Below are 24,870 nucleotides of genomic sequence, written 5' to 3'. Positions count from 1 at the left end.
CGTCATCACATCATCAACTGGATCATCCCGGAACTCTGTGTCCGCGAGATGAACATGCCTCGTCCCGGCGGCATCGGATGCGGCCGGAAGTTGCCCAGCAATGGACCTTCGTCTTTTGTACCACCCATGATCAGGCCGTTGCACGACAAGTCCTTCAGGCGTCCGACAAATGGGTCATAGAGGGCGCGGGAGGCGCCGCCGACGCGGCGTGTCACCACGACGCGCAATCCGATGTCGCGCGCTTGCGGCAGATACGGCACCACCGGCGCCAACGGATTGTTGGTGGAGGTCACGATCAGGTCGTAGTCGTCGATCAGCAGGTAGACGTCGGGGCCCGACCACCACGACCGCTCCTTGAGTTGCTGCTGGGTGACGTCGTCGGGCGGGAGACGACGTCTGAGCAAGTCTGCGAGATCGGCCATCATCTTGGTCGCCGAGTCCTCAGCGGTGACGTAGCCCCCGAGTTGCTCACCCTCGATCGCGCCCAGCAGGCCACGGCGATAGTCGATCATGATCACCTTGGCCTCGTCGGCGGTGGCATTGCGCACGACCCCCTCGGCGATATTGCGCAGCAGCGTCGTCTTTCCCGCCTCGGCCTCGGCGAACACCACGAGATGGGCCTGCGCCTCGAAGTCCACGACGACGGGCGCCAGAGCGGCCTCGTCGATGCCGATCACGATGCGCGACTTCGAGAGCGAGCCCTCGCGCTCCGCCCGCGCGAGTACCGGCACCGGGTCGAGCCGATCGGGCAGCATGCGCACCCGCGGCGCGCGCCGGTCACCATAGAACTCGATCATCTGCGCGACCATGTTCTGCACACCCTCGGGTAGGGAATCGACCGACGAGTCGGAGTCGATGCGCGGCAACCCGATCAGCAGCTGCAGTTGCTCGCGACTGGTACCTCGGCCCGGCCGGCTGTCCGGGATGGCTTCCTGCGCTTTGCGTCCCATCTCCGAGTCGGACGAATCACCGAGTTTCAGCTCGATGCGAGTCCCGAGCATATCCTTCACATTCGCGCGGATCTCCATCCACCGCGACGCCGAGACGACGAGGTGCACACCGTAGGACAAGCCCTGCAGAGCGATGTCGACGAGTTGGGATTCCAGCGCCTCGAAGTCGCTGCGGATCGATGCGAAGCCATCCACGACGAGAACGACATCGCCGTGCAGATCCTCGCTGAGCGGGTCCGCGGCACGCTCGGCGGGCGCCAACGCGGCCAGTCGCGCCTTGCGCTGGCGGAAATCGCGCATGGATTCGATGCCCAACTCGCGGAAGCGTTCTTCCCGCTCGCGCAGGACGGTGGCGACCTCGGCGACCGTGCGGTTGACCTTGTCGCGGTCCATTCGTCCGGCGACACCGCCGACGTGTGGGAGGTTCTGCAGACTGACCAGGGTGCCGCCACCGAAATCGAGGCAATAGAACTGGAGCTGCTCGGGTGTGTGGGTCAGCGCGCCGGCGGCGATCATCGTGCGCAACGCAGTGGATTTGCCCGACTGCGGTCCGCCGACGATCGCCACATTGCCTGCGGCGCCGGACAAATCGATGCTCAACACGTCGCGGCGCTGATCGTAGGGACGGTCGAGGATGCCTATCGGCATCCACAGGGCTCCGTTGACATTGGCCGGATCCCACCATTGGGGGCCAGGTAGCAACTCGTTGACCGCGGGGCTGTCGTCCAACGGCGGCAACCAGACCTCGTGTGCGGGACGCCCGTGCCCCTTGAGCCGCGCCACCACGACATCGAGCAACGAGGGCGTGTTGCCGGTCTCGGCCGCCTTGAGCTCGGATTCGTACCGGTCGAGATCGGCCTGCTCGCCAGGGGTGAGCGTCGACGAGTCCTCCGGCACCGCGGGCTTGTCGACGTGTCCGACCGTGAACAGTTTCGGCGCCAGTGCCCCCAACTGCGAATGCCGCGTTCCACCCAACTGCGCACGAGGCTTCACATACGGTCCCGACACGTACGAGGTGTTGAAGCGCTTGGGCTCGTCGGCATCGGATTTCAGGAACGCCGATCCCGGCACCGAGGGCAGATGGTAGGCATCCGGTACCCCGAGGACTTGACGAGACTCGCCCGCGGAGAACGTCTTCAGGCCGATCCGATACGACAGATGCGAATCAAGACCACGCAGCTTGCCTTCTTCGAGCCGCTGGGAGGCCAGCAGCAGATGCATGTGCAACGACCGGCCCAACCGACCGATCATCACGAACAGTTCGGTGAAGTCGGGCTTTTGGGACAGCAGCTCGGAGAACTCGTCGACCACGATGAACAGCGCGGGCAGCGGATCCAGTGGGGCTCCGTTGGCCCGCGCCCGTTCATAATCTCCCACGTTGGCGTAGTTGCCTGCGCTGCGCAGCAATTCCTGTCGTCGGTTCATCTCCCCGGCGAGTGCATCACGCATGCGGTCGACCATGGTGATCTCTTCCTCGAGGTTGGTGATGACCGCCGCGACGTGCGGCGCCTCATCCAGTCCGAGAAATGTGGCGCCGCCCTTGAAATCGACGAGGATCAGGTTGAGCGCCTCCGGCGAATGGGAGGTGATCATGGACAACACCAAGGTGCGTAAGAATTCCGATTTGCCCGAACCCGTTGCCCCGATGCACAGGCCGTGCGGGCCCATGCCGTATTCGGCGGCCTCCTTGATGTCGAGTTCCATGGGCTGGCCGTTGGGCGTGATACCGATCGGGACACGCAGGCGTTCGCGTGGTGAGCGTGGCCGCCAGATCTCTTCGGGGACGATCTGGGCGGCGTCGGGGATCTTGAGCATCGCCATCAGTCCGGGGTCGATCGCGTTGCCGCGGACCTCGGCCTCCAGGCTGACGATGTGCTGGGCGGCGTTGGCCGGCCGGTACCGGCCGATCCGCCGGGCGGCCGCCTCGGCCTCGGCGACACCCAACGTGTCAGGGACCCCGAACTTCTCCACCCCGGCCGGCCCGCGTGCCGCGATCGTGTCGTCGTCGACGACCAATTGCAGGCCCCGGCGCGCGGCGAGGCCGTCCTTGGGCGCATTGAGATCGAGCACGGTCACCGACTCGAGACCGGCTTCGGTGACCAGCCGTTCGTCGCCGGAGACGTATCCGTCGTCGAGGACGACGATCAACTGTTTGACCGACTGGCTCGGAGAAGCGTTGCGTGAGAATCGTCCTCGCTCGCCGAGGTCTGCGCCGAGCACCGCCTCCAACTTCGACAGCGACGAGAACACCATCCGCATCGGACCGATGCCGTCGACGTGGGCGGGATTCTGTGCCTGGGGCAACCATTTGAGCCATTGCCACACCGTCCCATCGGGATTGGCGGTGACGACGGCGATCTGCAGATGATCGGGACTGTGGAACAGGCACAGTTCCACCAGCATTGCGCGCACCAATGACCGCGTCACCGCACGGTCACCCTCGACGTTGATCGCCGGGAAGCGCCTCAGACTGACCGCCGTCGGCAGCGAATGCACCACCGCATGGGACCGCACGAATCTGCGCAACGCCACCGTCGAGACCGGCTCGAGATCCTCGGTGGGTCCGGTCTCGGGCGCCAGTAGTCGCGTGGCCAGCCGCTGAGTGCCCACCCCGACGCGAGCGTGACAGAAGTCCGCGTCGTTGGGCCGCCGCTCCCACATACGTCGGGAACCGGCCAGATCGATCAGAATCCGCGGATCCGGATGGGTCCACTCGAGTGCGGCGCGCTGCTCCTCGCCCGTTCCGTCGACACTCTCGCGCAGATTCGCCAGATACCGGAAATAGTCCTTGCGTTCCTCATCTAGCTCTGAAGCCGCCTTTCCGGCACGCTGACTGCCGCCACCGACGAACATGCCCACCATCGACATGACCATCATCATCGGGAACATCATCATCATCGGGTTGGTCGCAAGGCTGCGACCGCCCACGGTGAACATCAGCGCGATCATCCCCACCACGGCGACGACCATCACCAGCGGCAACAACTTCATCAGCAGATTGCCCGGGATGACACGCGGAACCTCCGGTGGCGGCTGCAGATCGACCTCGCCGCCCGGCGTCTTGGGCGCGCTGACGCGCGATCGCCGCACAAATCCTTCTGTTCCCACGTACCCCTCGCTACCCAGCGTCGACTTCCTGACCGAACTGAGGTCCCCCCGATCGGTACCTGCCAGTAATCTATGACGTTAGCGAAGCTCAGGGCCAACAGCCGAAAGGACCCCTCGTCCAGATGACACTCCCCCCATCGTTGCAGCCGCTCGACGACCTCGAAGCCGAGACCGCGAGCGAACCGGAATTGACCCGGGTGACCTTGTTGGTGGGGTCGCTGACCCTTGATGTCGGGGTGCCGGGAAATGTCGACATCCGAGCCTTCATGCCCGAAGTCCTGCGGTTGCTCAACGAGCGTCTCGTCGCACGCTCGTCCATCGACGACGAACGACTCGAGCTCTTCGACGACGCTCCCGGCCGGTGGACACTGGCGGCATTGGGGCGCCCCGGGGTCGACGACACGCGTTCACTCGACGAGGTCGGCTTCTTCGAGGGTGACGTCCTCACGGTGCGGCTCGTCGGCGAGCACCCACCGACGATGCTCTTCGACGACGTCGAGGACGGGACCACCCACACCGCACCCGATACCAACGAACGGATGCTCGAATGGGGTGTGGCGCGGCGACGTATCGCCGCCTTCGGCGTGTCGGGGATCGCGACCGTCGGCCTGCTGGTGATGCTGCTCGCCGGACACGATTCGCCGGTCTATGTTCCGGTCGCCGCCACGGCGATCGCCGCCGGACTCATCATCTTCTCGGCCTATATCGCCCGCGGCCGGTCCGACGAGTACGCCACCGGTGCCACCGTCGCGTGCGCACTGCCGCTGGTGTTCGTCGGTTCCCTGCGGCTGCTCCCCGGCGCGGTAGGGGCGGTGGCGCTGCCGATGGCATTCGGTATCACCGCACTGGTCTCGTTCCTGGCGTTCCAGATCAGCGGTGTCAATCGCTCTCTGCATGCCACGGTGATGTCCCTGACCGTCTTTCTCGGCGTCGCCTCGGTGTGCTGGAATGTTTTCGACGTGACACAGCGACAGGTCGGTGCAGTACTGACAGTGGTCGCGGTGATCGCGGTGTCTGTCGCCCCGCGGTTGACCATCACACTGGCCAAACTGCCGGTTCCCCCGGTTCCCACCGCCGGCGAACCCATCGACGACATCGACACCCGGGGCGAACCGACGGTGCACGGCGTCGATGCGGTCACCGCGCGATCGGTGCCCACCGCCGACGGTCTCGACGAGCGCATCGCCCGGGCCAACGCGTACCTGACCGGCATCCTCGTCGGCTCCGCCATCACCGTGGTCGTCGGGGTGTATCTCAGTGTGGACACCTCCACGGGCCACTTCTATTGGCAGGCAACGGTCTTCGCCGCGCTGGCAGCGGCCGTTCTGTGTCTGCGCGGGCGTACCCATCATGATCTGCGCCAGGCGGCCACGATGGTGGGCCTCGGCCTCCTCTCGGCACTGACGATCATCGTCAAGTCGGCACTGCAGCTCGACGACTGGGCCGAGTACGGGTTGCTGCTGACCATCGGACTCGGGATGCTGGTCTTCGCGACCGGCGTCATCGCACCCCGATTCGAGTTCTCGCCGATCGCACGGCGCTACGTCGAACTGTTGGAGTACCTGCTGATCGGGCTCATCATCCCGTTCGCAGCGTGGATCATGGGGATCTACGGCTGGGTGCGCGGGCTCGACATCTGAGACGCTCAGCCGCCGGCCTCGGCCGACGGGCTCGTCGGAACCGCGGCAGCATCACCGCTGTACCCGCCGTGCGCGATGAGTGCCGCATCGGTGGACAGTGTCGGCCCGGCCGGCAACAGCGACACCACATTCCACGGCGCAAGCTGCGGCAGGTTTTGTTTGCCGTCGGCGCTACGGACGCCGAAGACCCCTAACGCGTCCGCGGTCTTCGGATCCGGGATCGGGTACCGCAGCCCCGTGTCGGAAATGTAGAAGAGCTGACCCGCGACCCGACCCTGCCCCGCGGCCTGCACGAACTCCCCGGTGCCCGGCGGAATGTAGGTGGCATCGACGTTGGGGCCGTCCCCATCGGCGCTGACAAGGGCCGTGGGCCGCGCATCCGCGCCGATCGGCAGCCTGTTGCCGACCAACATCTCGACGGTGGGGTCCTGCGACAGGCTCGGCGCGGACCAGTGGGTGCAGATCGTCGTGTAGCCCCCCAGCGTGAAGTGGGGCACCTGCGCCGGGTAGTCGGTGGTGTCGACGGGCATCGACGCGGACTGCGGAAGCGAATTCAGCGTGGCAGGCGGCATCTCGACGGCGTCGCCGAGCAAGCCGGGGTTGCTGAAACGGATGATGTCCGCGGTGGCGTCGGAGACCGGCGCGATGCCGTCGGCGAGCACCACATACTGTCGCGTGCCGCCGGACTCGACCGACTTCACGATGGACCCGATCTTGACGGGTTCGGGAAACGACAGCTGCGACGGGCGGCCCGCCTCGGGAATCACGATGCGGCCGATCGGCGCCACCGCACGGAACGAACCGAGCAACCCCGCCGAAGCGTTGATCGTCGACGCCCCGGTGATCTTGAGGGCGTTGACCAGCACCGGATCGGTCGGGTCGATCTGGGCGCGCTTGCCGTCGTAGAGCAAGAAGTAGTGACCGTCGGAGTCTGCTGCGATCGCCGCCGATCCGGCCGGGGCGACGTCGATATCGGCGCTGCGTTTCGGCACCGACGACAACACGACAGTCTCGGTGCGGAACGGCGAGGTGTCGTCGCCGGATCGAGTCTGCGAGTCACACACCGACCAGTCCGAGCGACTCAGGTCATCGGCCTTGGCAATCGAAGAGGGCGCACCGATGATCCCGAGCGTGGGGCCCGCCGGCAGCGATCCGAGATCGGAATCCTTGACCTTGGCGGGATTGTCGGGTTTGCCCGCAATCAGACGGGCCGACGTGAGATTGAGCACCGGATGTAACTCGTTGTTGAACCGAACATAGAGGGCACCCGATGACTGCGACGTGATGATCGTCGAATTCCCCAGAGAGGGAGAGGGTTTGAAGATCGCCAAGGCGGCACAAGCCCCGACGACCAGCACGCAGATCACGAATCCGACGAGCATGGCCCGTACCTGACTGCGCATGGGGTCGTGAATCATCCGCGAGTCACGACGGATCAATGCGTGTTCGAGCCGCCGCAGCAGGAAACGGTATCCGTTGACCTGCGCCCGCGTCGTCAAGCGCGCCGGCATGAGACCCCCATCCGAACAACCGTATTCACGTACACGATGCACCCTCGATCGAGTGGCCAGGGTACCGTAGCCCGAAAGTCGGGTGTCGTGGGCCGTCGACTGCCCGTCGTCGTTTGGGGGGAGGATTTCCGTGGTGACAACGCAATCGACTGCTCGTCGGGTCGCGCAGACCGATCCGCGCACGCAGATCACTGACGCGCCCGGGCGCTCGCGATTGCAGTCCTCATCGCAGAGCGCCGTGCGGCGCGTCGTGCCGCCCTGGTGCGTTCTCGTCGTCGAAGTGATCGCCCTGGCCGCGCTGGTCGTCATTGCGGTCACGGATGCCGTCTGGTGGATCGCCGCGGTGGTCGCCGTGCTGATGGCGGTGTGGTTCATCCCCTTCGGTGCACATCCGGCGGCGCAGCGGGTGCGTGAGCGGCTGACCTTCCGGATGTCGCACGACCGCAGGCGACGACGGGCCCAGACGGTTCCCCAGCCCTTCGACATCACCACCTCCGACGGCGCCCAGTTCGGATTTCGGTGGGACGGGGACGCCCTGGTGTCGATGCTCGAGATCGCGGAATCGCCCGAGGCGCTGACCATTCTGGAGCCGGGTGCCACCGTCGATGCCGTCTGTATACCTGTGCGGGTACTCGCGGAGAGCCTGCGGCAGTTCGATATCACGTTGGCGGCCATCGATATCCACATCAGCGGTTCCCGGTCTCGCGGTAACAGTCGGGTCGCCGCGGTCTATGACGAGGTACTCGGCCCCTTGCCCGCGATCGCCCACCGGTCGGTGTGGCTGACCGTCCGCCTGGACCCGACTCTGTGCCCGGATGCGGTCACCCGGCGCGGCGGCGGATCGACAGGCATTCTCAAAACCGCCGTCACCGGCACGCGGCGAGTGGCCAATCGTCTGCGTGAGCAAGGATTCGACGTTCGGTCCCTGACCGCGGCCGAGATCACGCGCTCGATCACCCATCTGTCCGACGGCATCGCGCCGGACTCCGTCGAGGAGACCTGGGACTGTTGCCGCTCCGGCCAGATGTTTCTGCGTAGTTATGGTCTCGGGCAACCTATCCTGACCTCTGTCGGGCTCGACCGGCTGTGGACCGTGCCCACCCACACCACGACGCTTGCGTTGTCGCTGCGGGCCACCGAGCACCCCGACCTCATCCGCGCCACCGGAATTGTCCGCTTCGCGACCATCGCGCAGCCGGCCCGTGTCGGCATCGACGGACTCTCACCACTCGGCGGCCATCAGTTGGACGCACTGGTCGGCTCACTTCCGCTCCCGCGACCTCAGGCCGACGGTGTGCACCCGACATTCGGCAGTCCGGCCGACTTCGGCGAAATCCGGCTTCCGGCGTCTGGCTGCGGTCAACTCATCGGCGCCGATCCGCACGGCCGGGCGGTCGCCTTGCCGATCTTCGGTCCGACCATTGACCGCGTGGAGATCGCCGGCAGCCTGCACCTGGTTCAGCAAGTGGTGTTGCGCGCCATCGCACTTGGTGCACGCGTCCTGGTCTCATCGCGGCGCCCCGCGCACTGGCAGCAGATGGTCAGCGCGGTGGAAAACAACAATTTGCTGTGGGTCGCCGAATTCGACCGCGGGGCCATGCATGCCGGCGCCGAGGCCAACTACTCGGTGATGGTCTTCGACGGTACTACCCCACGGCCGGTGAACACCGGTGTCACGTCGCTGAATGTGTATCCGATCGGGGCTCCGGTATCGGACTCGGCCGATGTCACGCTGACCCAACTGAATCGGGACACCGACACGGTTCGCGTCACCACTCGCAGTGGAGCGGTCGCCGTGGAGATGGTGGCCGGCGACGACGAGATGACCTACGTCGGCGCCTCATACGACCTGGACTGAATCCGAACCATAGACCGGGAGAGAACCCCGATCACATCGAATTCGGGCGCCCGACACCTGGTGGTGTCGGGCGCCCGAAGGTTTCGGCTCTCGTAAGTCTCAGCTGAACAGCGAGGCGTTCTTCGCGTCGAGCGCCTGCATCATCTGGTTCTGCTCTCCCGCGTGCTTGGTCGAGTCGTTCATGTTGTTGAACGCGTCGATCAGCTGCTGGTCGATCTGCGCCTTGACATGCTGCAGGGTGGTGGCCGCCTCACCCTCGTAGATCTCGAGGAGCGAGTTGAACACCGCATTGATATCGTCACGAACCTCGTTGGCCGCCTTCAGGTATGACGCCTGATCGCCGAGCGAGGTGTCGATCGAGCCGTGGTTGTAGGTGATCTGTTCTGCCATGGTGGTCTCCTGGTGGTAAGTGAGTGCGAGCGGGAATGCGCCTGCGGGTCAGTGCGAGTCGCCGGAGACCGCGTTGTTGATACCGGTCTCGGCCGCCTCCACCGTTCGGTCGAGCAGCGCGATGATCTGATTGAACTCTTCGTCGTTGGCATTGGACTTCTGCAGATGCACGTGGGACGCATCGCCCTGCCAGGCACCGCCGGTCATCTCGACATCGGTGTCGCGGAACTTCTGCAGCAACTGCTTGGCGTGGTCACGCTTGTCCTTGACGTCGGACAGCTTGGCCTTGGCCTCTTGCGGAGAGATCTTGAGTCCCATGTCTTTTCCCTTCGATTATGTGTGTCGATGGGTGCCCGGACGGGCCACCCCCTGTTGCGGTCTTCGTCGTCGCGATGTCGGTGTCCCGACTCCCGACATCAGTGACTGTTCCCCTTTTCGCCCCTCACCACCCCTCCGGCAGCAGAGACATCAACTGCGCGATTGCCTGTGCGATCCGGTGGTCGGAACCACCCTTGATGCTGCACCACAATCGCCCGTCTGGTGAAGTGCTGGGCGCACTCAGAACACAGCCGCGCGCCGAGTAGAACACGGCGACGGCACCCTCGGCGACGACGCTGCGGTCGGCGTGCTGATCGAGCGCCGAGACCCGCATCTCCACGGCCGCACGGTAATCGGCGAGCACCGCACCGAGCACGAGTGCGGAACGCGAATCGGCACCGAAGGCGTGTAGCTCATCGGCGATGGGAGTTGCCGAACGCAGCCCGGCAAGATGCTCCGCAACGTCGAGGGCCGGTGCACTCACCGAGCCACACTCGAGTTCAAGGGCCGTCGGCAACAGCCGGGCCGCCTCGGCGATCACCCGCTCGGCGCCCTCGGCCTCGAAAGCGCGCAGCCGGACCGTGTCTCCGCGGCGGGTGGCGACGACGTGCGAACGTTTGACCCGCAGCAGCGATGCACGCAGCAACCCGTCCGCGGTGACGATGCGGATCGACAATTCCCGCTCGGGACGGCGCATCGCGACCACGACGTGCGCCAGGTCCGGATCGACCTCGCCATCGACGATGAGGTCCCGCTCGGACAACTGGCGTGCGCACCGATCCCGCACCCGTTCCAGCTCCTCCACCGTCGGCTGAGTCGGCCAGAGCGCCAACGTATCGGGCAGGGTGTCCACGCCGAGCCGATCGGCGAGCGTGAGGATCTCGTCGACACTCAGGGCGAAGTCGACATCGAGGGTTGCCATACTCATCCGCGTCCTCCCCGTTCACCGATGACCGATGGCGACACCCAGTCGTTGGACGCGGTCTGTTCGAGCCGGGTGCCGTCGATATCGAGATCGTCGTCCGAAACCGGCGGTGCAGCAGTACCTCCGAAGGTCGATGCATCAGGACCCCAGCTCACGCTGTCGACCGAGAAGCCGCCCCCACTCGATGCGACGGCGGGCGACCAGCTCACCGGCCGCACCTCGCCCGCATCCGACAGCGATGCGGCGGGCCGCGTGGAGTCGAACTCTTTGTCGTCTCCGCCGCCGCGACCCATGGCTCCCATCGGCCCCATCGGCCCGGAGGTGGTCGCACCGGAAGGGTTGGCAGATGCCGCCACCACCCGCGAGCCGCGTTGTGAGGTATCGGATTTGACCGTCTGAGTGCCGAAGACACCCAGCGGCGCGGCGGGAACGCCGCCACCGACTCCGCCACCGGCCCCGCTCCCGAGACCACCGGCCGGGGCGCCGGCACCGGCGCCCTGCGGGGCGTCACCTTTACCGGCGGCCCGCTGTGCAGCCGATTTGGCGATATTCGGTGAGCTCTGGGTGTCCCACGGCTGCGCCAATGGGGTGGCCGTGTGCTCATAGCTATTCATGATCGCCACCGCATTTGCGGTGGCCGCCTGCACCGCCGCGTCACCGGCACCGAGTGCGCCGACGACAAGACCGTTCGGATAGCCCTGCAGCGAACTCCCGATCGCCAAGGCCTCCTGCAACTTTTGTGCCTCGGGCACAGTGGGCATCGCCAGTACCGCCACGGCGTGGGCGACCGCAGCCGATTCGGCATGTCGGGCGTTGGCCGCGGCATCGAGCGCCACGGCGTCGAGCCACTTTCCGAATTCCTCGAGTTTGGCGTGCACGGTGTCCGATTGTGCCGAACGCCACGATTCGTCGAGCTTCGCCAGTAGAGCGCGGTAGTCCTTGGCGATGTCGGCGAGCTCGCGCGCAACCTGTGCCCATGTCTCGCCCGCCTCACCCATCGGTCCCGCACCGGCGCCGTTGACGAGGTCATGTGCCAGCCGTCTCAGGTCACGCGAGGCCCAGACAACCCCCGTGAAGCCCACGTTGTTCCCTTCCGGTCGGTCGATCCATCAAACGTGAATTGGACGAATATCGTTGCGGACGAGAGTGTCTCATCCGCGCATACCCGTTCAGGTGGTGACGAATCCCTGGTCGGTGTCGGTGTCGGCGAGCGACGACGAGACCGTGGCGACGGCGTCGGAGATCTCCCGCAACTCGGCGACACCGCCGTCACCGGCGGTCCGGAACGCGTGGTGCACCTGCCCCATGGTGGTGGCAGCGCGCACCGACACCTCGTCGCTACCCGCCGGCGGCGGCGTCAACGACGCATCGCCGGTGTTCAGGACACCATTCAATCGATCAGCGAGTTTGCTCAGTTGCCCGGCGACTTCGGAGATCTTGGCGGTGTCTGCGCTCAGTTCGGTCATGAATCCTCCTGGGTTGTGGGTGTTGTGGTGCGGTGACGGCGAATGCGTCGTCAGATTCTCAGGTCGATGTCGGGACCGGTGTTCGGGTCGGTCTCGCCGATCACGGCAGGCGCCACGTCCGAGAGGTCCCCGACGATCTCGCTGCCGGACTCGGAGGTGTGCAGGAAATCGGCGGCGGTGTAACCACTTCCGGCGCCCTTGCCGGCGCCGGCTCCTGCTCCGGCCGACCCCATTCCGCCCATCGGCCCATAGCCGCCGCTGCCGGTGGTGGTGGCGGAAGCAGTGGTTGCCGCGGCTGTGCGCTGTTGCCCGGAATTCGTCGATTCCTCGGTCGGCGGGGTGCCCGAAGGGGTGGTCCGGGTACCCGGCGGTGCGGAGACGGGCGACACTCCGAGTCCCCCACCACCGGCGGGTTTGCCGCCACCCCCGCCGCCTGCGGGTTTACCACCGCCGCCACCACTGCCCGACGGCCCCGCACCGATCCCGACAGGACCGGTCGCGGTCGAGGTGTCGATGTCGGTCGACGTCTTGTGCCGTGCCTTGTCGACCGCTTCCCCGATCTTGGTTCCCGCCTCCACCGACGACTGGGCGATCTTCTGGCCGGCGGTGAACACCTGCTCCACCACACCGAATGCGGGCTGCATCAAGCCGGTCCCCATCTGCACCATCGACGAGATCATCTCGGTGGGTACCTGCGGTGCATTGGTCACCGACACCGGCGCGCCGTCGGCGGCGACCTCAGCGGTGTTTGCGGCCATCAATCCCTTGTGGACACCCATCACGGCAGTGGTGCGTGCGATCGCATCGGTGGCGGCTGCCACCGCCATCGCCTGCCCCCACGGCGTGACGATCTGCGGCAACGCAACAGCCATGGTGGCCTCGAATTGCGTGATGATCTCGAGCAGATGCGCTTCGGTCGTCTTGGTGTCGATCCCGGCCTGCACCACGTTGCCCTTGATCTTGGTCGACTGTGCGCCGACCTCGGTGCCGTCCTTGCCGAGTTGCGCCGTTTTCACCGCCGCGGCATCGGCACCCTCCCCCTGCCAACCGTGTTGCATCGCGGAGATCATCGTCGGCAGAGATGACGCCACCGAGGAGAACGCGCTGGTGATGGATTCGAAGATCTTCGTCGGGTCCAGTGCCTCGAAGATCCCGTTCCCCAATGTGCCGAGCGCATCGAGCACCGGCTGGATCAGGGCACCGCCGTCGATCGATGCCAGGGTGTTGCCACCATCGGGCGGCGCCGCACCGGGCGCACCGGGTGGACCAGGCAGTGCCGGAAGACCGGGAATCGGTCCGGGCGTGGGGATTCCGGGCGGCACGGGGAGACCGAGTCGACTCAAGATCTCACCGGTCGGTGTGTTGAGGTACTCGTCGAGGCGGCCCTCGATGGCGCCGATCACCGGACTGGGGTCGTACCCCGGCATCTGTGCCGCCACCCCGGCGACGGACTCTGTGGGACTTGCCACGTGGTCAGGCCTGCATACCGTCGGCGGAATACGTCGCGGCGGCCGCGCCCGTGGCGCCCGCCGACATCATTGCATGTCCCGCCGATACCAGAAAGGACGCGGCCAGATTCGACGCCTGCGCCGGCGCGTAGCCGAGAAGATACTCGACGCCGATAGGACCGACCGCCAGCCCGACCGCGGCGACCATCGCCTCCGCATCGGCACTGGACGCGAGCGCGATCAGATCGCTCGCCGACATGTTCGCCGCCGCGAACGTCTCGATCACTCCCGGCGTCACCGCCAGAATCCCGTTGGACATGTGTCGTAGACCCCCCACCCTTATGAAACCGTTCATTCGCAACTTGAACATAGTCAATCAACGGATCACGGCACGCGCAACCTCAACCACGGTATGTCGTCGCCATGAATGACTTCTACCCGCCGTCACCGAATCATGCGGATTCAGCCGTTGCCGCGCAGGCGTTCTGGAGATCTTCGCGGTTGCGGATCGGGCAATTCCGGCAAAGGGCGTCGGGGTGTGACCGTCGTCCCGTCCCATCGCTCGAGCTGCTCGCTCTGGCAGTGGGCGAATTGATCCGTGAACTCCTGGATCAGATGATTCCGGCGGTGCAATGACGCACGCGCCGCATGCTGCGCGGTCTCGACGATCAGGGCCGAAAGCGAGGAATCGGTGTGTCGGGTGATGCCGGCACTCAACCACAAGCCGGTCATCGCGCCGACCCCGTCGACCTCGACGGTCACGACCCTGTCCGGGCTCGACACCCGGACCCGGATGCCGGTGGTCTGCGCCTGCAGCGACTCCATCAGGTCGCGTTGTTTCTCGATACGCGCGAGCACCGAGTTCGCCAGCGTCCTCATACCGACCTCAGCCATCCGTCTCCGGACTGTTCGTCCTGAGCCCGCTCATCGAGTTCCTCGAAGTCGCGCAGATCGTCCTCGGTGGGTAGCTGCGCATATCTGATCACCTGCGGATCGGTCCCCTGCTGGACCAGTTCACGCCGTATCTCGACCTGCGCGCGCATGGCCGCCAGCTTGCACAATCGCAGGATCTCGTCGGCGAGCACCTGCGGATCGCCCTGAAGCTTGCGGGCATCGATGCGCAGCGCCATCGGCAGTCCCACCTGCGTGGTCCGGACCGCGACCGACCCCGAGCGAGACTGTGCTGCCGACATCATCGGCGGTGGCAGAGCCATCAATCCTCCCATTCACTAACATGACGCAACAACACCCCTCGGCACGGCTCACGATACAGTCGACTGAGGTCAGAACACGCGCCGCCGAAGGTGCGATGCGTCGAACGGGGTACACATGCTTGCAGACGATCACGGGGAGTCACATACCCCTCCGTGGCTGTCGGGGTCTCCGGACGACGAGGCAAATCGCTTCAGCACCAACCGTTCTGACACAAGAACGACCACCGAAGGTGGCTTGTCCGATGCGGACGCCACGCCGAGAAACACCGACACGCCGGCCGGACGCCCCGTCAGCCCTCAGGACGACCCGACCAGCCCAGATTTCAATCCATTTGCCGGACTGTTCGGCGGAGCCGGCGCGGCGCCGCCCAGCGGCGGGACCACCGGCGCCGACGAGCAGGTGGACCAGGACAATCCCCTGCTGGCGGTTTTCGGTGCCGGCCCACGCGACACGTCCGTCATCGACGATCCCGCAGCCCTCGACGAGTCGGGAGCCGGTGACGCGGAAACGCTGCCCGAATCGCCGGGCTCCGCGAGGGTCGACCCGCCGCTCGACGACGATCTGGGCTTCGGTGCGATGTGGATGCCACTGAGCTCTCCCGACACCGACACGGCCGACAGCGATTCCGCCGAGTCCGGCGATGCGCCCGCAGACGAAATCGTCATCCCGTCCAAAACCGAGCGCACCGAGACAGAAGCAGATGAGGAAAGCGATCTCGACGAGATCGAAATTCGTGCAGCACAATTACTCTCGCGACTCGATCGAACTCAGGTGGAGTCGGAGCCGCACCCGGATCTCACCATTCCGACGCTCGCCGACGAGCCGATCGACGAATCCCCGCAGAATGTTCCGTTCGATGCCGCCGGTCCCGAAAGCCTCCCGGAGCATGACATCACCCGGGACCGCGACGAACTCCACGACACCGGCGACTTCGCCGCCCTCCCGACACCATCCGAGAGTGCGCAGAACGGCGACCCATCGGACGGCCCCGAAGAAGCGGAGGCGAAGGCCGCGCACCGTCCGGATACGCCACCACAACCTGGCCCCGTGCCCGCTCCGGCGCCCGCATCCCGCCGCCGTCGACGCCCCGCGCGACCGCCGTGGCAGCAGGATGCAATCGGACAGAGCCCCACGCCATTGGAGCCCACCGAACAGGACCGGGTGACACAAGGCTCACTCGTACCGCTCCCACCACAGGCGCCACCCAGTCCACCCTCCGCGCCTTCGCCCGAACCACCGATCGACCAGACGTCGATGACCTCGGTGCCCTACCCCGCTGCCCCACAAGCATCTACACCACCGCCCAGCACTCCGGAACGTCCGGTGCCGCCGCCCCGGACCGCCGCGCCGACGACAGATCCCGTGACGCCTCATCCGCGCCACGCCGAGCCTGTCCCGCACGCCCAGTCTGGGCACTTTTCCCCTGCTCATCAGCACCCAGCACCTCCGTGGCCCGGGTACCAGCCTCCCGCCCATCACGTACCCGCCCCGCCACCCGCACAAGACTTTTCCGGTCACTACCCGACACCGCAGTACTCAACCTCCCAGTACCCGGAACCTCAGAACCCAGCGCCCGGCTATCGTCCCCCGCAGTACGAGGGCCCGCCGCCGCAGCACCCCGGACCCAACGGCCCGATACCGAACGGACCGATACCGAACGTCCCGGCGCCGGACAGTTCGGCGCCCATGGCGCCACCGTTTGTTCCGGCGCCCGCACCGGCGTATCCGTCAGACCTGTCGCGCCAACCCGACGCCGTACCGTCATTGGACGAAGCCCATCAGCGGGATCGCAGAAGCGAAGCACCGCAAGCGGGTTGGCGCCGCGCAGTGTTCACCGCGTCCTCAGGTCACGTCAATCCGGGCGACTCTCGTGCGGCCCGACGGCGGCAACACCTGATCGATCAGATCCGGCGGCCGATCAACGGCGACTTCCGGATTGCCATGCTGTCGATGAAGGGTGGCGTGGGCAAGACCACCACCACTGTGGGCCTCGGCTCGGCGCTGGCCACTGTGCGTGGGGACCGCGTGATCGCGCTCGATGCCAATCCCGACCGCGGCACACTTGCCGATCGGATTCCGGGCCGGACCGCGGCCAATGTTCGCGACCTGCTGAACATGGGACCCATCAATCATTACGCGGCGGTGTCGAACCTCACCTCGACATCACCGAGTCGTCTGGAAGTCCTTGCCTCCGAGCAAGACCCGGCAGCCGCGAGCGCGTACGACGAGGCCGACTACCGGCGCACCATCGATACCCTTGCGCGCTACTACAACATCATTCTCACCGACTGCGGTACCGGCATCATGCACTCGGTGATGGGTGGGGTTCTCGATCTCGCCCACGCGATCGTCCTGGTGACCACCCCGGCAATGGATGCCGCCCGCAGTGCCTCGGCCACACTCGACTGGCTCAATTCCCACGGCTACGGGCGCCTGGTGCGTGAGGCGCACGTGGTCCTCAGTTCGTCGCGCCCGCAAACGGGCCAGGTGAAGGTCGACAAGATCGTTGATCACTTTGCCGCACGATGCAATTCGATTCACCTGATTCCGTTCGACCAGCATCTCGCCGAGGGCTCGGCAATCGACTTCACACATCTCAAGGCGCCCACCCAGCAGGCGTTCCTCGAACTCGCCGGCAACGTGTCCAACAGCTTCGGGATGGTGCGCCGCCACCCGGAGATCCGATACCGACGGACGGAAATATGAGCCAGAACACACGCGATGCGCAGCGGGTCTTCGATGCCGGTGTGCTGTCCCTGGGTATAGCGATCGACGGACTGCAGACCGAACGCGACGAGAGCTATGCCCTTCGCGCCTTCACTCGCGCCACCGAACGAGACCCCGACATGTGCGATGCATGGTTGGGTCGCGCCGCGTGCGGCGAGGTGACCTCCGAGGTGCGCTACAACCTCTATCGGACGTCCACCACCACCCTGTTCCGCGAGCAGCGCCGGCTCGGTCTGGCGCCGCGGGAACTGGGCGGACGCTTTCAGACCGGACTCTACATCGACTACCCGATGGCCAACTTCACCGAGATCTGGCTCGCCCACGCCGCCGGTCTGATCGATGACGGCGAATACGGGGAGGCCGAAATCACCCTGGACACTCTGGCCCGGTACCGCCCGAACATGCCCGAACGCGATCGGCACTCCGACGAGATCTGCGCCTACGTTCGCGGCATCCTGCACTTCACCACCCAGCGCTGGCCCGACGTGCTTGCCGCACTGGACAAATCGGCGTCCTTCTGTGATGAGTACATCAAGTGCGGTGCGCACCTCATGGTCGGTTCGGCCTGCGCGCAACTCGGCCTTTTCGGAGAGGGTATCCGCAGACTGGAGGCCGCAGCGGAGGGACCGATTCCCGCCGCAGTCACCGACGCCGAGTTCTGCCGCGGACTGACTTTGCGCGAGATGAGCCGCGAAGAGGACGCTCGCGCGATCTTCGAACGTGTCTACTCCGAGAAGCCCACCTTCGAGGCCAACGCGGCGGCGCTCAATGATCCCAAGTACCGATTGGTGATCACCGATCGCGCCACGATCGAGTCCCGCACGGACCGTTGGGATCCGAACTCCGCACCCGATCCGCGTCTCCAGGTGTCGGCCGAGGAGGCCGACCGCAGCGCGAAGCTACTCGCCGAAGCCCAGGAGGAACTGGCCGCCCAGATCGGGCTCGACGAGGTCAAGACGCAGGTCGCCAAACTGCAGTCGTCGGCCAAGATCGCCAAGGTTCGTGCCGAAAAGGGTTTGGCAGCAAATTCACGGAGCAATCACCTGGCTTTCACCGGTCCGCCCGGTACCGGCAAGACGACGATCGCGCGTGTGGTTGCCAAGATCTATTGCGGGCTGGGCATTCTCAAGACATCCACTGTCGTAGAGGCCAAGCGTGAGGATTTCGTCGGCCAGCACCTGGGTAGTACCGCACTGAAAACGTCGGCGTTGATCGACACCGCGATGGACGGTGTGCTGTTCATCGACGAGGCCTACACACTCATCCAGAGCGGGCTATCCGGCGGAGACGCCTTCGGGCGGGAGGCCGTGGACACGCTCTTGGCACGGATGGAGAACGATCGCGACCGCTTGGTTGTCATCATCGCCGGCTACGACGGGGAGATCGATCGCTTCCTCGCGGCCAACGACGGTCTGGCGTCGCGCTTCGCCAAGCGAATCCGCTTCCCGTCCTACACCCCAACCGAACTCGGGCAGATCGCCCAGGTCATCGCGAAGTCGCGGGATTCGGTGCTGGCCGATGACGCACTGGACGACCTCGTTGCGGCGTGCGAGCCGCTGTTCAGCACGGAGTCCATCGACCAGAGCGGGCTACCCCGACGCAACATCGACCGGGCGGGCAACGGCAGGTTCGTGCGCAACATCGTCGAAGCCGCCGAGGAAGAGCGCGAATATCGCTTGTCCGAGGATCCGGGCATGGACTTCGACAATCTCGATGCCGAGCACCTCATGCGGGTGGAAGCCACCGACATGCGCGCGGCCATTGGCATTGTGCTCGGAAACCTCGGCCTGGGGCGCGTCGATTCAGGCTCTCAGGTCTGACTTCGCGCCGAGTCGGCGACGGCTACCGCAACCGATCCCGACGCTCATACAACAACGCCGCCGGCAAATACTGCGACTCCACCCCCACCTCGAAATCCGAATCCACCGCCGCACACACCGGACCCAAAACCCGCCACGGCACAAAACCCTCCTCCTCACGCACCCGATTCTCCACCGGCCGCGTGTAATACTCCTTATTCGCCTCCAACGCCGTCCGCACATCACCCCGAAACTCACTACCGCTCCCCGACACCACATCCCACAACAACCGCACCGACGGCCAATCCACCTGCAACACCAGTTCCGCACCCGCCACCGGCGCCAACTCCGGATCGGTCAACCGCATCGCCTCCAACACCTGCTGCGCCACCGGCTCCCCCCGCTCACCTCGCAACAACATCTGCCACGCCAGCGCCCACTGCTCGCCGTACGGATCCGACCACATCCCCTCCGATCTCGATGCAGCCCGCCACTCCGGCTCGAAATCCCGCAACACATCCAACAACCCCCGATCCCGCGCCACCAACCCCAACCACAACGCATACAACCACCCCGAAGTAGTCGTCCGCGGATTCGGACCCGACGACCCCGTCTCAAACTCCCGCCCCAACACAGAAAACGACAACCGATGCTCACCCTTCGGCAACGACGCCCGCGCAAACTGCACCCGCGTCACCTCACACGCCGCATCCAACATCGACCACACCTCCTCCCCCACCACACCACCCGAACCCACCAACGACCACACACACACATCCAGTAACTCATCCCGAAGATAATGAATCCGGTCGCTATTCCACGGACGGTCCATCGTCAAGGAGACGTCAAGAGAGCGTCGAGCCCCAGCGAGCCTCATCGTCACATAAGCCGGGTCCCATTCGTGCCACCGCTCAATGTCTATCATCAGCTAGAATCTCCGTTCGTTTCCTTGACTTTATCGTCAGCTTCTGTCGATCGGATATCGAACTCTCGATGCCGATATCCCGAATACGATCCATTTTTGTCGACTCTCGCCCGCACCAACTCGTAACGCAGGTTACCGAATTTCATCGCGTCTTGCATCGTCAGCGCCAGAGCCATCCGCAGCGCGTCTCCGCCTTTTCCCATGGTCGCGAGGACCGATTCGAGATATTCCCGACGCCCCTGGTGATAGGGTCAACGGCGGGTGAAATCTGACCCCTTTTCGACGTCCGAAAATTGACCCCCTGTGGTTGTGTTTTTACTGTTTGCCCGGTTCGGGCGTGGTTGTGAGGAGTTCCCGCCGGGAACGGGTGCGGTAGGAGTCTCCGCTGAGAGCGAGGACTTCGGCGTGGTGGACGAGTCGATCGATCATGGCGGCGGCGACGATGTCGTCGTTGAAGATTTCGCCCCACCGGCCGAACGGCATGTTCGAGGTGATCAGGATCGAGCCTTGTTCGTAGCGGTGGGCGACGAGTTGGAAGAACAGGTTGGCCTGATCGGCATCGAAGGGCAGGTAGCCGACCTCGTCGATGATCAACAGTTTGTAGCGGCGTGGCCGCTTGAGTTCGTGTTCGAGGCGTCCGTCGGTGTGAGCGGCGGCCAGGCGGGCTGCCCAGCCGGTCGCGGTGTCGAAGGCGACCGGGTATCCGGCCTGGCATGCTTTGATGCCCAGGCCGATGCCGAGGTGGGTTTTGCCGACTCCGGGCGGGCCGAGCAGGATCACGTTCTCCGCCTTGGCCACGAAACTCATCGTCTCCAGGTGCGCGAGTACGTCTCTGCGCAGTGAGGGCTGGTGATCTGCGTTGAAGTCTGTCAATGGACAGCTGGAACTGCCCACTGGCGGACACGGGAACTGCCCGTGGGTGGCCATTGAGAACTGCCCGGTGGCGGACACGAATCTGCCCATGGTGGTGTGTCCGCCACTGGTCGTGCGTTGTGCGTCAGGTCAGGGCGTGGACTCCTTTTCCGTTGAGGGCTTGGGCCAGTCGGACGGAATCGCCGTTGGTTTGGCAGAGGTGGGCGTGGTGGAGTAGCCGGTCGACGGTGGCGGTGGCCAGTGTTTTGGGCATGAGTTCGTCGAATCCGCTGGGGTGCAGGTTCGATGAGACTGCGACGGATTTGCGTTCGTAGGCGGCTTCGATGATGCGGTAGAGGCCTTCGGCGGCGTCCGCGCCGACTGGGAGGAGGCCGACGTCGTCGATGACGATGAGTTCGGCGCGAATGATTTTCGCGACTGCTTTGTTGAGGGTGTCGTCGGCGCGGTGGGCGCGGACGAGTACTCCGATGTGTTCGAGGGTGAACCAGGCCACCGGCATCCCGGCCTCGATGACTTGCTGGCCGAGTGCTTCGAGGAAGAAGGTTTTGCCGGTGCCGGCTGGGCCGCAGACCACCAGGTTCTCGTGGCGGTGTACCCATTCGAGGGTGCGCAGCGCGTGTTGGGTGGGTAGCGGAATCGATGAGGCGTTCTCGTCCCAGACGTCGAAGGTCTTCCCGGTGGGAAATCCGGCGGCTTTGCGGCGGGAGGCGAGCATCGAGCGGGCGCGGCCGGCGGATTCCTCGGTGAGCAGTGCTTTGATCACTTCGGTGGGATCCCATCGTTGGGAGCGGGCGGTGGCGAGGACTTCGGCGGCGATCGCGCGGGCGTGTGGCAGTCGTAGTTGCCGCATCAGTGATTCGACGTCGGCGGGTAGGTCGCTGACTGGGGGGACGGTGTTCATGCGACTGGTTCCTGTCTGTCTATGGTGTTGTGGTTCAACCTGTTCCAGCCGCCGGTTCCCTGGGCGAGGGACAAGTGTTCGGAGGCGCCGCGGCGGGTGGTGTCGAGTCCTTTGGCTGCCAGGATCGAGTCGAGGTCCCCGGTGGCGAACCGGCCGTGGACCGCGGCGTGTCCGAGTGCCCAGTTGACGTCGTTGTTGGTGCCCAGGGCGGCCAACTCGACTGCGTGGGCCATCTTCTGCATGATCCGCTCGGTGCCGGCGGCAGCGGCTTCCTTGAGCCAGATCGCGGCCCCGTCCCCGATCGCGAGGAAGGCGTGTTCGGCGGTGGTGCGCGCGCGGATGCGGTAGTCGCCGGGGACTTTGTCGTGGTGGCCGGGGAAATGGGTGTCGTCGACCGCGGGGGTGCCGGGCGTGGTGCGCCGGTGCCGGGCGACTTCGACGGGCCCACCGTCGTCGAGCGCGCAGATGACGATCTCGTCGGTCCCGTCGTGATGTCGGACCCACACACTTTGGCCCAACAGTGTTGCAGGAGTGGAGTATTGGCAGTGTTCGAAGGTGATCATCGGGGTGTTGGCGGGGACCCGTCGAGTCACGCCGAGACTCGCGGTATGAGGTAGATCGGGAATCTGGTGCAGCCGCGTGCGTTCCTCGGCGAGCATCTCGGCAGGGACTCGGCGGGTGGCCCGATGGACCCGGGCGTTGATGTGGTCGGTGAACGCGGCGCATGCCGCTTCGACGTCAGCGAAGCTGGCGTACTGGGGCAGCAGGTTGGTCTCGGTGGGCACGATGTCGGCCTTGGCAAGCTTGACGGCGTTTTCCACCCCGCCCTTCGATGCCGGATCGGCGGGTTCGCAGGTCAGTACCGAGATGCCGTAGTAGCGGCCGAACGTCACCGCCTGCCGATTACGGACCGGAACCCCGGCGATATGGCCGGTGGTGACGGTCTTCTCGTTGTCGGTCAACAGATAGGTGGGGGCGCCGCCGATGATCCGGAAGATCCGGTCGAGGCCGGCGAACACACTCGCCGCGGTCCGGTCGTGCAGGGCGATCACGACCCGGAAGCGGCACCACGCCAGCCAGGCGACCAGGAGCACAACCTTGCGGCCGTCGACGACCGGACCATCACCGAAGTCGTATTGCACCACAGTCCCGGCTCGGTGATCCACGGCCGATGTACTCGTGTATTGCCCAGGCGCCAAGGGGATTTGATCTCCGCGAGCGCGCGGCGGGTCGTGCGGTCGGTGCCTGTGTATGTGTAGCCCAAAGCTTGCAAGCGTTCGTGTGCCTTGTCGCCGCGGATCTTGCCCCGCGAGTCGTCCACCCACGCTTCAAGAACATCGCGGTAGTCATCGATCAACCGGGCCCGGCGCACCGCCGGTGGCAGGCCCGCGGCCCGGGCCTCGACAGCCTTCTTCACGGTGTGATGCGAGCAGCCACACAACTCCGCGGCCGCCCGATACGACCTGGTCAGATCGTAGGCATTGAGTATTTCCATGAGTTCTCGCCTCAGACTTCACTACGGCCTCTCCTGCTGGTTGCGATTCGACTTAGGCATCGGTATCGAAACCACAGGAGAGACCGCCCCGGCGACGACGCGCCGGGGCAGAGGGGATCGGTCTGGGCAGATTCGTGTCCACCAGCGGGCACTTTCATGTCCGCGGGTGGGCAGTTCTTACTGGCCGTCAGCGGGCACTTTCATGTCCACGCATGGGCAGGTTCTCATGTCCGCCGACAGAAGTCCTCCAACGTTTTCATGGCCGGGAAGTGCGCTCCGGCGATCCGCAGCCTGGTACCGGAGGCCTCCCGATCGGCGACCTGGCGTTGCAGGACGGCGGCCAGATACTGCTCGTGCGACCACCCTTGCTCACGGGCGGTATCGGCGAGTTGCTCCCACACCCGCGCGATCGTCGGTGTCTTCAACACCCGCGCCAGATACGCCAGCGTCGAGGCCGTCTCAGAAGCCATCACGCCACCTGGCCGTCGGTCGCCGCCCGGGTGGCTGGGTCGGGATCGAAGTCGATCCCGAACAGGGCGTCGTAGCTGCCCGGATCACGCACCAAACCCGCCTCGGCCGGGAGCAGACGCCCCGCCGCAGCCGCCTCGTGGCGGGCACGCTGGTTCTGAGTGTAGTTGCGGCGCAACACCTTCGCCGCGGCCACATGCTCGGGATCGGTGATCGTGCGGGCGGTGTCCCAACAGCGCTGATGCACACCGATCACGTGTTGCTGACACGAGATCACCACCTCGTCGGCGCTGGCGGCGATATCGACGTAGCGGCCGATCGCCGACGGGTGCGCCGAGTAATCGTTGCCGGCCACCCGCACGTAGTAGTCGCGGCCCAACCGCACCCGGCCCGTGAGTCCGGTCTGTGGCGGCGCCGGCGGCAACGTGGTCATCGCCGCGAGATCCTCGTCGAGGGCATCGATGGGCCGCCCGTGCAGTGACCGCACCGTGCGGGCGTTGGCTTTCGGCAGCCACGCCCCGAGCTGGGTGTTGAAATCGGCCGCAGAGGTGAACTCGCGGCCCGGCAGGAACGAGGTCTCCAGATACTGGTTGTTGCGTTCGGTCATCCCTTTGAACTCCGGATCCCGCGGCGGCGCCAACACGATCCGGGTACCCAACGTGCCGGCGAACATCGCCGCCGGATCAGTGAGTTTCCCACGCCCACCGATCGCCGACTCACGGTCCCACACAAGCGTTTTCGATACCTTACCGACTCCGCAGATCAGTTCCCACATGCCGGCCAGGATGTCACCGGCCTGCCGCGACGGGATCATCATCGCCGACAAGAACCTCGAAAACGTCAACGTCATCAC

At 65.5% G+C, this 24,870-nt stretch carries 19 protein-coding genes and 2 pseudogenes; 4 read left to right on the top strand and 17 right to left on the bottom strand.

Translation table 11 applies throughout. From position 1 onward, the window contains the following. Positions 1 to 5 precede the first annotated feature (5 nt). Positions 6 to 4,058 carry a type VII secretion protein EccCa gene (eccCa, locus tag ACPXB3_RS20650; RefSeq protein ID WP_425729361.1) on the bottom strand — a complete coding sequence of 1,351 codons (4,053 nt, stop codon included), beginning with the start codon at positions 4,056 to 4,058 and terminating at the stop codon, positions 6 to 8. Positions 4,059 to 4,180: 122 nt separating this feature from the next. On the opposite strand from eccCa, the gene eccD reads away from it, so the two are divergent. After that, positions 4,181 to 5,698 (top strand): type VII secretion integral membrane protein EccD, encoded by a 1,518-nt coding sequence (gene eccD, locus ACPXB3_RS20645; RefSeq protein ID WP_425729359.1) that lies wholly within the window; start codon positions 4,181 to 4,183, stop codon positions 5,696 to 5,698. A 5-nt stretch (positions 5,699 to 5,703) separates the two neighbouring features. Here the strand turns inward: eccD and eccB are convergent, their stop codons facing one another. Further along, positions 5,704 to 7,209: a type VII secretion protein EccB gene (eccB, locus tag ACPXB3_RS20640; RefSeq protein WP_425706939.1), complete on the bottom strand. Its 1,506-nt coding sequence runs from the start codon at positions 7,207 to 7,209 to the stop codon at positions 5,704 to 5,706. Between the two features lie 133 nt (positions 7,210 to 7,342). On the opposite strand from eccB, the gene eccE reads away from it, so the two are divergent. Further along, entirely contained in the window at positions 7,343 to 9,067 is a 1,725-nt protein-coding gene (gene eccE, locus ACPXB3_RS20635) for a type VII secretion protein EccE (protein ID WP_425706940.1), read from the top strand. A 99-nt stretch (positions 9,068 to 9,166) separates the two neighbouring features. Here the strand turns inward: eccE and ACPXB3_RS20630 are convergent, their stop codons facing one another. The 9 genes from ACPXB3_RS20630 to ACPXB3_RS20590 all read right to left on the bottom strand — a co-directional run bounded on the left by ACPXB3_RS20630 (position 9,167) and on the right by ACPXB3_RS20590 (position 14,828). After that, complete coding sequence (locus ACPXB3_RS20630) at positions 9,167 to 9,457, bottom strand: hypothetical protein (RefSeq protein WP_425706941.1); 291 nt, start codon at positions 9,455 to 9,457, stop codon at positions 9,167 to 9,169. Between the two features lie 48 nt (positions 9,458 to 9,505). After that, on the bottom strand, positions 9,506 to 9,775 hold the full coding sequence (locus ACPXB3_RS20625) for a hypothetical protein (RefSeq protein ID WP_425706942.1): 270 nt from the start codon (positions 9,773 to 9,775) through the stop codon (positions 9,506 to 9,508). Between the two features lie 124 nt (positions 9,776 to 9,899). After that, a complete protein-coding gene (locus tag ACPXB3_RS20620; protein ID WP_425706943.1) occupies positions 9,900 to 10,703 on the bottom strand; it encodes an ESX secretion-associated protein EspG in 804 nt (267 codons plus the stop codon). Next, entirely contained in the window at positions 10,700 to 11,782 is a 1,083-nt protein-coding gene (locus tag ACPXB3_RS20615) for a PPE domain-containing protein (protein WP_425706944.1), read from the bottom strand. Before ACPXB3_RS20615 ends, ACPXB3_RS20620 begins: the two co-directional genes overlap by 4 nt. Positions 11,783 to 11,869: 87 nt before the next feature. Further along, on the bottom strand, positions 11,870 to 12,166 hold the full coding sequence (locus ACPXB3_RS20610) for a PE family protein (protein ID WP_425706945.1): 297 nt from the start codon (positions 12,164 to 12,166) through the stop codon (positions 11,870 to 11,872). 50 nt (positions 12,167 to 12,216) lie between these two features. Then, positions 12,217 to 13,635, bottom strand: coding sequence for a hypothetical protein (locus tag ACPXB3_RS20605; RefSeq protein ID WP_425706946.1), 1,419 nt, complete (start codon positions 13,633 to 13,635; stop codon positions 12,217 to 12,219). Between the two features lie 4 nt (positions 13,636 to 13,639). Next, the gene (locus tag ACPXB3_RS20600; RefSeq protein WP_425706947.1) at positions 13,640 to 13,933 is read right to left on the bottom strand and encodes a hypothetical protein; all 294 of its coding nucleotides are present in this window, start codon (positions 13,931 to 13,933) and stop codon (positions 13,640 to 13,642) included. Between the two features lie 143 nt (positions 13,934 to 14,076). Next, complete coding sequence (locus ACPXB3_RS20595) at positions 14,077 to 14,508, bottom strand: YbaB/EbfC family nucleoid-associated protein (RefSeq protein ID WP_425706948.1); 432 nt, start codon at positions 14,506 to 14,508, stop codon at positions 14,077 to 14,079. Then, a complete protein-coding gene (locus ACPXB3_RS20590; protein WP_425706949.1) occupies positions 14,490 to 14,828 on the bottom strand; it encodes a DUF2694 family protein in 339 nt (112 codons plus the stop codon). Before ACPXB3_RS20590 ends, ACPXB3_RS20595 begins: the two co-directional genes overlap by 19 nt. 235 nt (positions 14,829 to 15,063) lie before the next feature. Here ACPXB3_RS20590 and ACPXB3_RS20585 point away from each other — a divergent pair, with 235 nt between their 5' ends. Continuing rightward, positions 15,064 to 17,535, top strand: coding sequence for an AAA family ATPase (locus tag ACPXB3_RS20585; RefSeq protein ID WP_425706950.1), 2,472 nt, complete (start codon positions 15,064 to 15,066; stop codon positions 17,533 to 17,535). Next, positions 17,532 to 19,376 (top strand): type VII secretion AAA-ATPase EccA, encoded by a 1,845-nt coding sequence (eccA, locus tag ACPXB3_RS20580; protein WP_425706951.1) that lies wholly within the window; start codon positions 17,532 to 17,534, stop codon positions 19,374 to 19,376. The genes ACPXB3_RS20585 and eccA overlap by 4 nt, the downstream gene beginning before the upstream one ends. 22 nt (positions 19,377 to 19,398) lie before the next feature. Here the strand turns inward: eccA and ACPXB3_RS20575 are convergent, their stop codons facing one another. The 6 genes and pseudogenes from ACPXB3_RS20575 to ACPXB3_RS20550 all read right to left on the bottom strand — a co-directional run. Further along, positions 19,399 to 20,187: an immunity 49 family protein gene (locus ACPXB3_RS20575; RefSeq protein WP_425729381.1), complete on the bottom strand. Its 789-nt coding sequence runs from the start codon at positions 20,185 to 20,187 to the stop codon at positions 19,399 to 19,401. Between the two features lie 408 nt (positions 20,188 to 20,595). Beyond that, positions 20,596 to 21,153, bottom strand: a pseudogene (istB, locus tag ACPXB3_RS20570) (IS21-like element helper ATPase IstB); the annotation flags it as partial. 124 nt (positions 21,154 to 21,277) lie between these two features. After that, the gene (istB, locus tag ACPXB3_RS20565; RefSeq protein ID WP_425707110.1) at positions 21,278 to 22,054 is read right to left on the bottom strand and encodes an IS21-like element helper ATPase IstB; all 777 of its coding nucleotides are present in this window, start codon (positions 22,052 to 22,054) and stop codon (positions 21,278 to 21,280) included. Next, positions 22,051 to 23,549: pseudogene (istA, locus tag ACPXB3_RS20560) on the bottom strand (IS21 family transposase). The gene istB (ACPXB3_RS20565) and the pseudogene istA overlap by 4 nt, the downstream one beginning before the upstream one ends. Positions 23,550 to 23,773: 224 nt before the next feature. Next, the gene (locus ACPXB3_RS20555) at positions 23,774 to 24,019 is read right to left on the bottom strand and encodes an ATP-binding protein (RefSeq protein ID WP_425729357.1); all 246 of its coding nucleotides are present in this window, start codon (positions 24,017 to 24,019) and stop codon (positions 23,774 to 23,776) included. Then, a partial coding sequence (locus ACPXB3_RS20550; protein WP_425729355.1) for a Mu transposase domain-containing protein occupies positions 24,019 to 24,870 on the bottom strand: 852 nt, incomplete at its 5' end. The genes ACPXB3_RS20550 and ACPXB3_RS20555, both read right to left, overlap by 1 nt.

It is taken from the genome of Gordonia sp. DT219, from assembly GCF_049847065.1.
Lineage (GTDB): Bacteria > Actinomycetota > Actinomycetes > Mycobacteriales > Mycobacteriaceae > Gordonia.
Note: the sequence above shows the minus strand (reverse complement) of the source record. Positions and strands in the feature narration are given on the sequence as shown.

Coding starts and splice junctions, on each gene's coding strand:
- ACPXB3_RS20625 (WP_425706942.1), bottom strand. CDS start 9,775: ATGGGACTCAAGATCTCTCCGCAAGAGGCCAAGGCCAAGCTGTCCGAC.
- ACPXB3_RS20590 (WP_425706949.1), bottom strand. CDS start 14,828: ATGGCTCTGCCACCGCCGATGATGTCGGCAGCACAGTCTCGCTCGGGG.
- ACPXB3_RS20620 (WP_425706943.1), bottom strand. CDS start 10,703: ATGAGTATGGCAACCCTCGATGTCGACTTCGCCCTGAGTGTCGACGAG.
- ACPXB3_RS20595 (WP_425706948.1), bottom strand. CDS start 14,508: ATGGCTGAGGTCGGTATGAGGACGCTGGCGAACTCGGTGCTCGCGCGT.
- ACPXB3_RS20610 (WP_425706945.1), bottom strand. CDS start 12,166: ATGACCGAACTGAGCGCAGACACCGCCAAGATCTCCGAAGTCGCCGGG.
- ACPXB3_RS20630 (WP_425706941.1), bottom strand. CDS start 9,457: ATGGCAGAACAGATCACCTACAACCACGGCTCGATCGACACCTCGCTC.
- istB (WP_425707110.1), bottom strand. CDS start 22,054: ATGAACACCGTCCCCCCAGTCAGCGACCTACCCGCCGACGTCGAATCA.
- eccD (WP_425729359.1), top strand. CDS start 4,181: ATGACACTCCCCCCATCGTTGCAGCCGCTCGACGACCTCGAAGCCGAG.
- ACPXB3_RS20600 (WP_425706947.1), bottom strand. CDS start 13,933: ATGTCCAACGGGATTCTGGCGGTGACGCCGGGAGTGATCGAGACGTTC.
- eccA (WP_425706951.1), top strand. CDS start 17,532: ATGAGCCAGAACACACGCGATGCGCAGCGGGTCTTCGATGCCGGTGTG.
- eccB (WP_425706939.1), bottom strand. CDS start 7,209: ATGCCGGCGCGCTTGACGACGCGGGCGCAGGTCAACGGATACCGTTTC.
- ACPXB3_RS20555 (WP_425729357.1), bottom strand. CDS start 24,019: ATGGCTTCTGAGACGGCCTCGACGCTGGCGTATCTGGCGCGGGTGTTG.
- ACPXB3_RS20575 (WP_425729381.1), bottom strand. CDS start 20,187: ATGGACCGTCCGTGGAATAGCGACCGGATTCATTATCTTCGGGATGAG.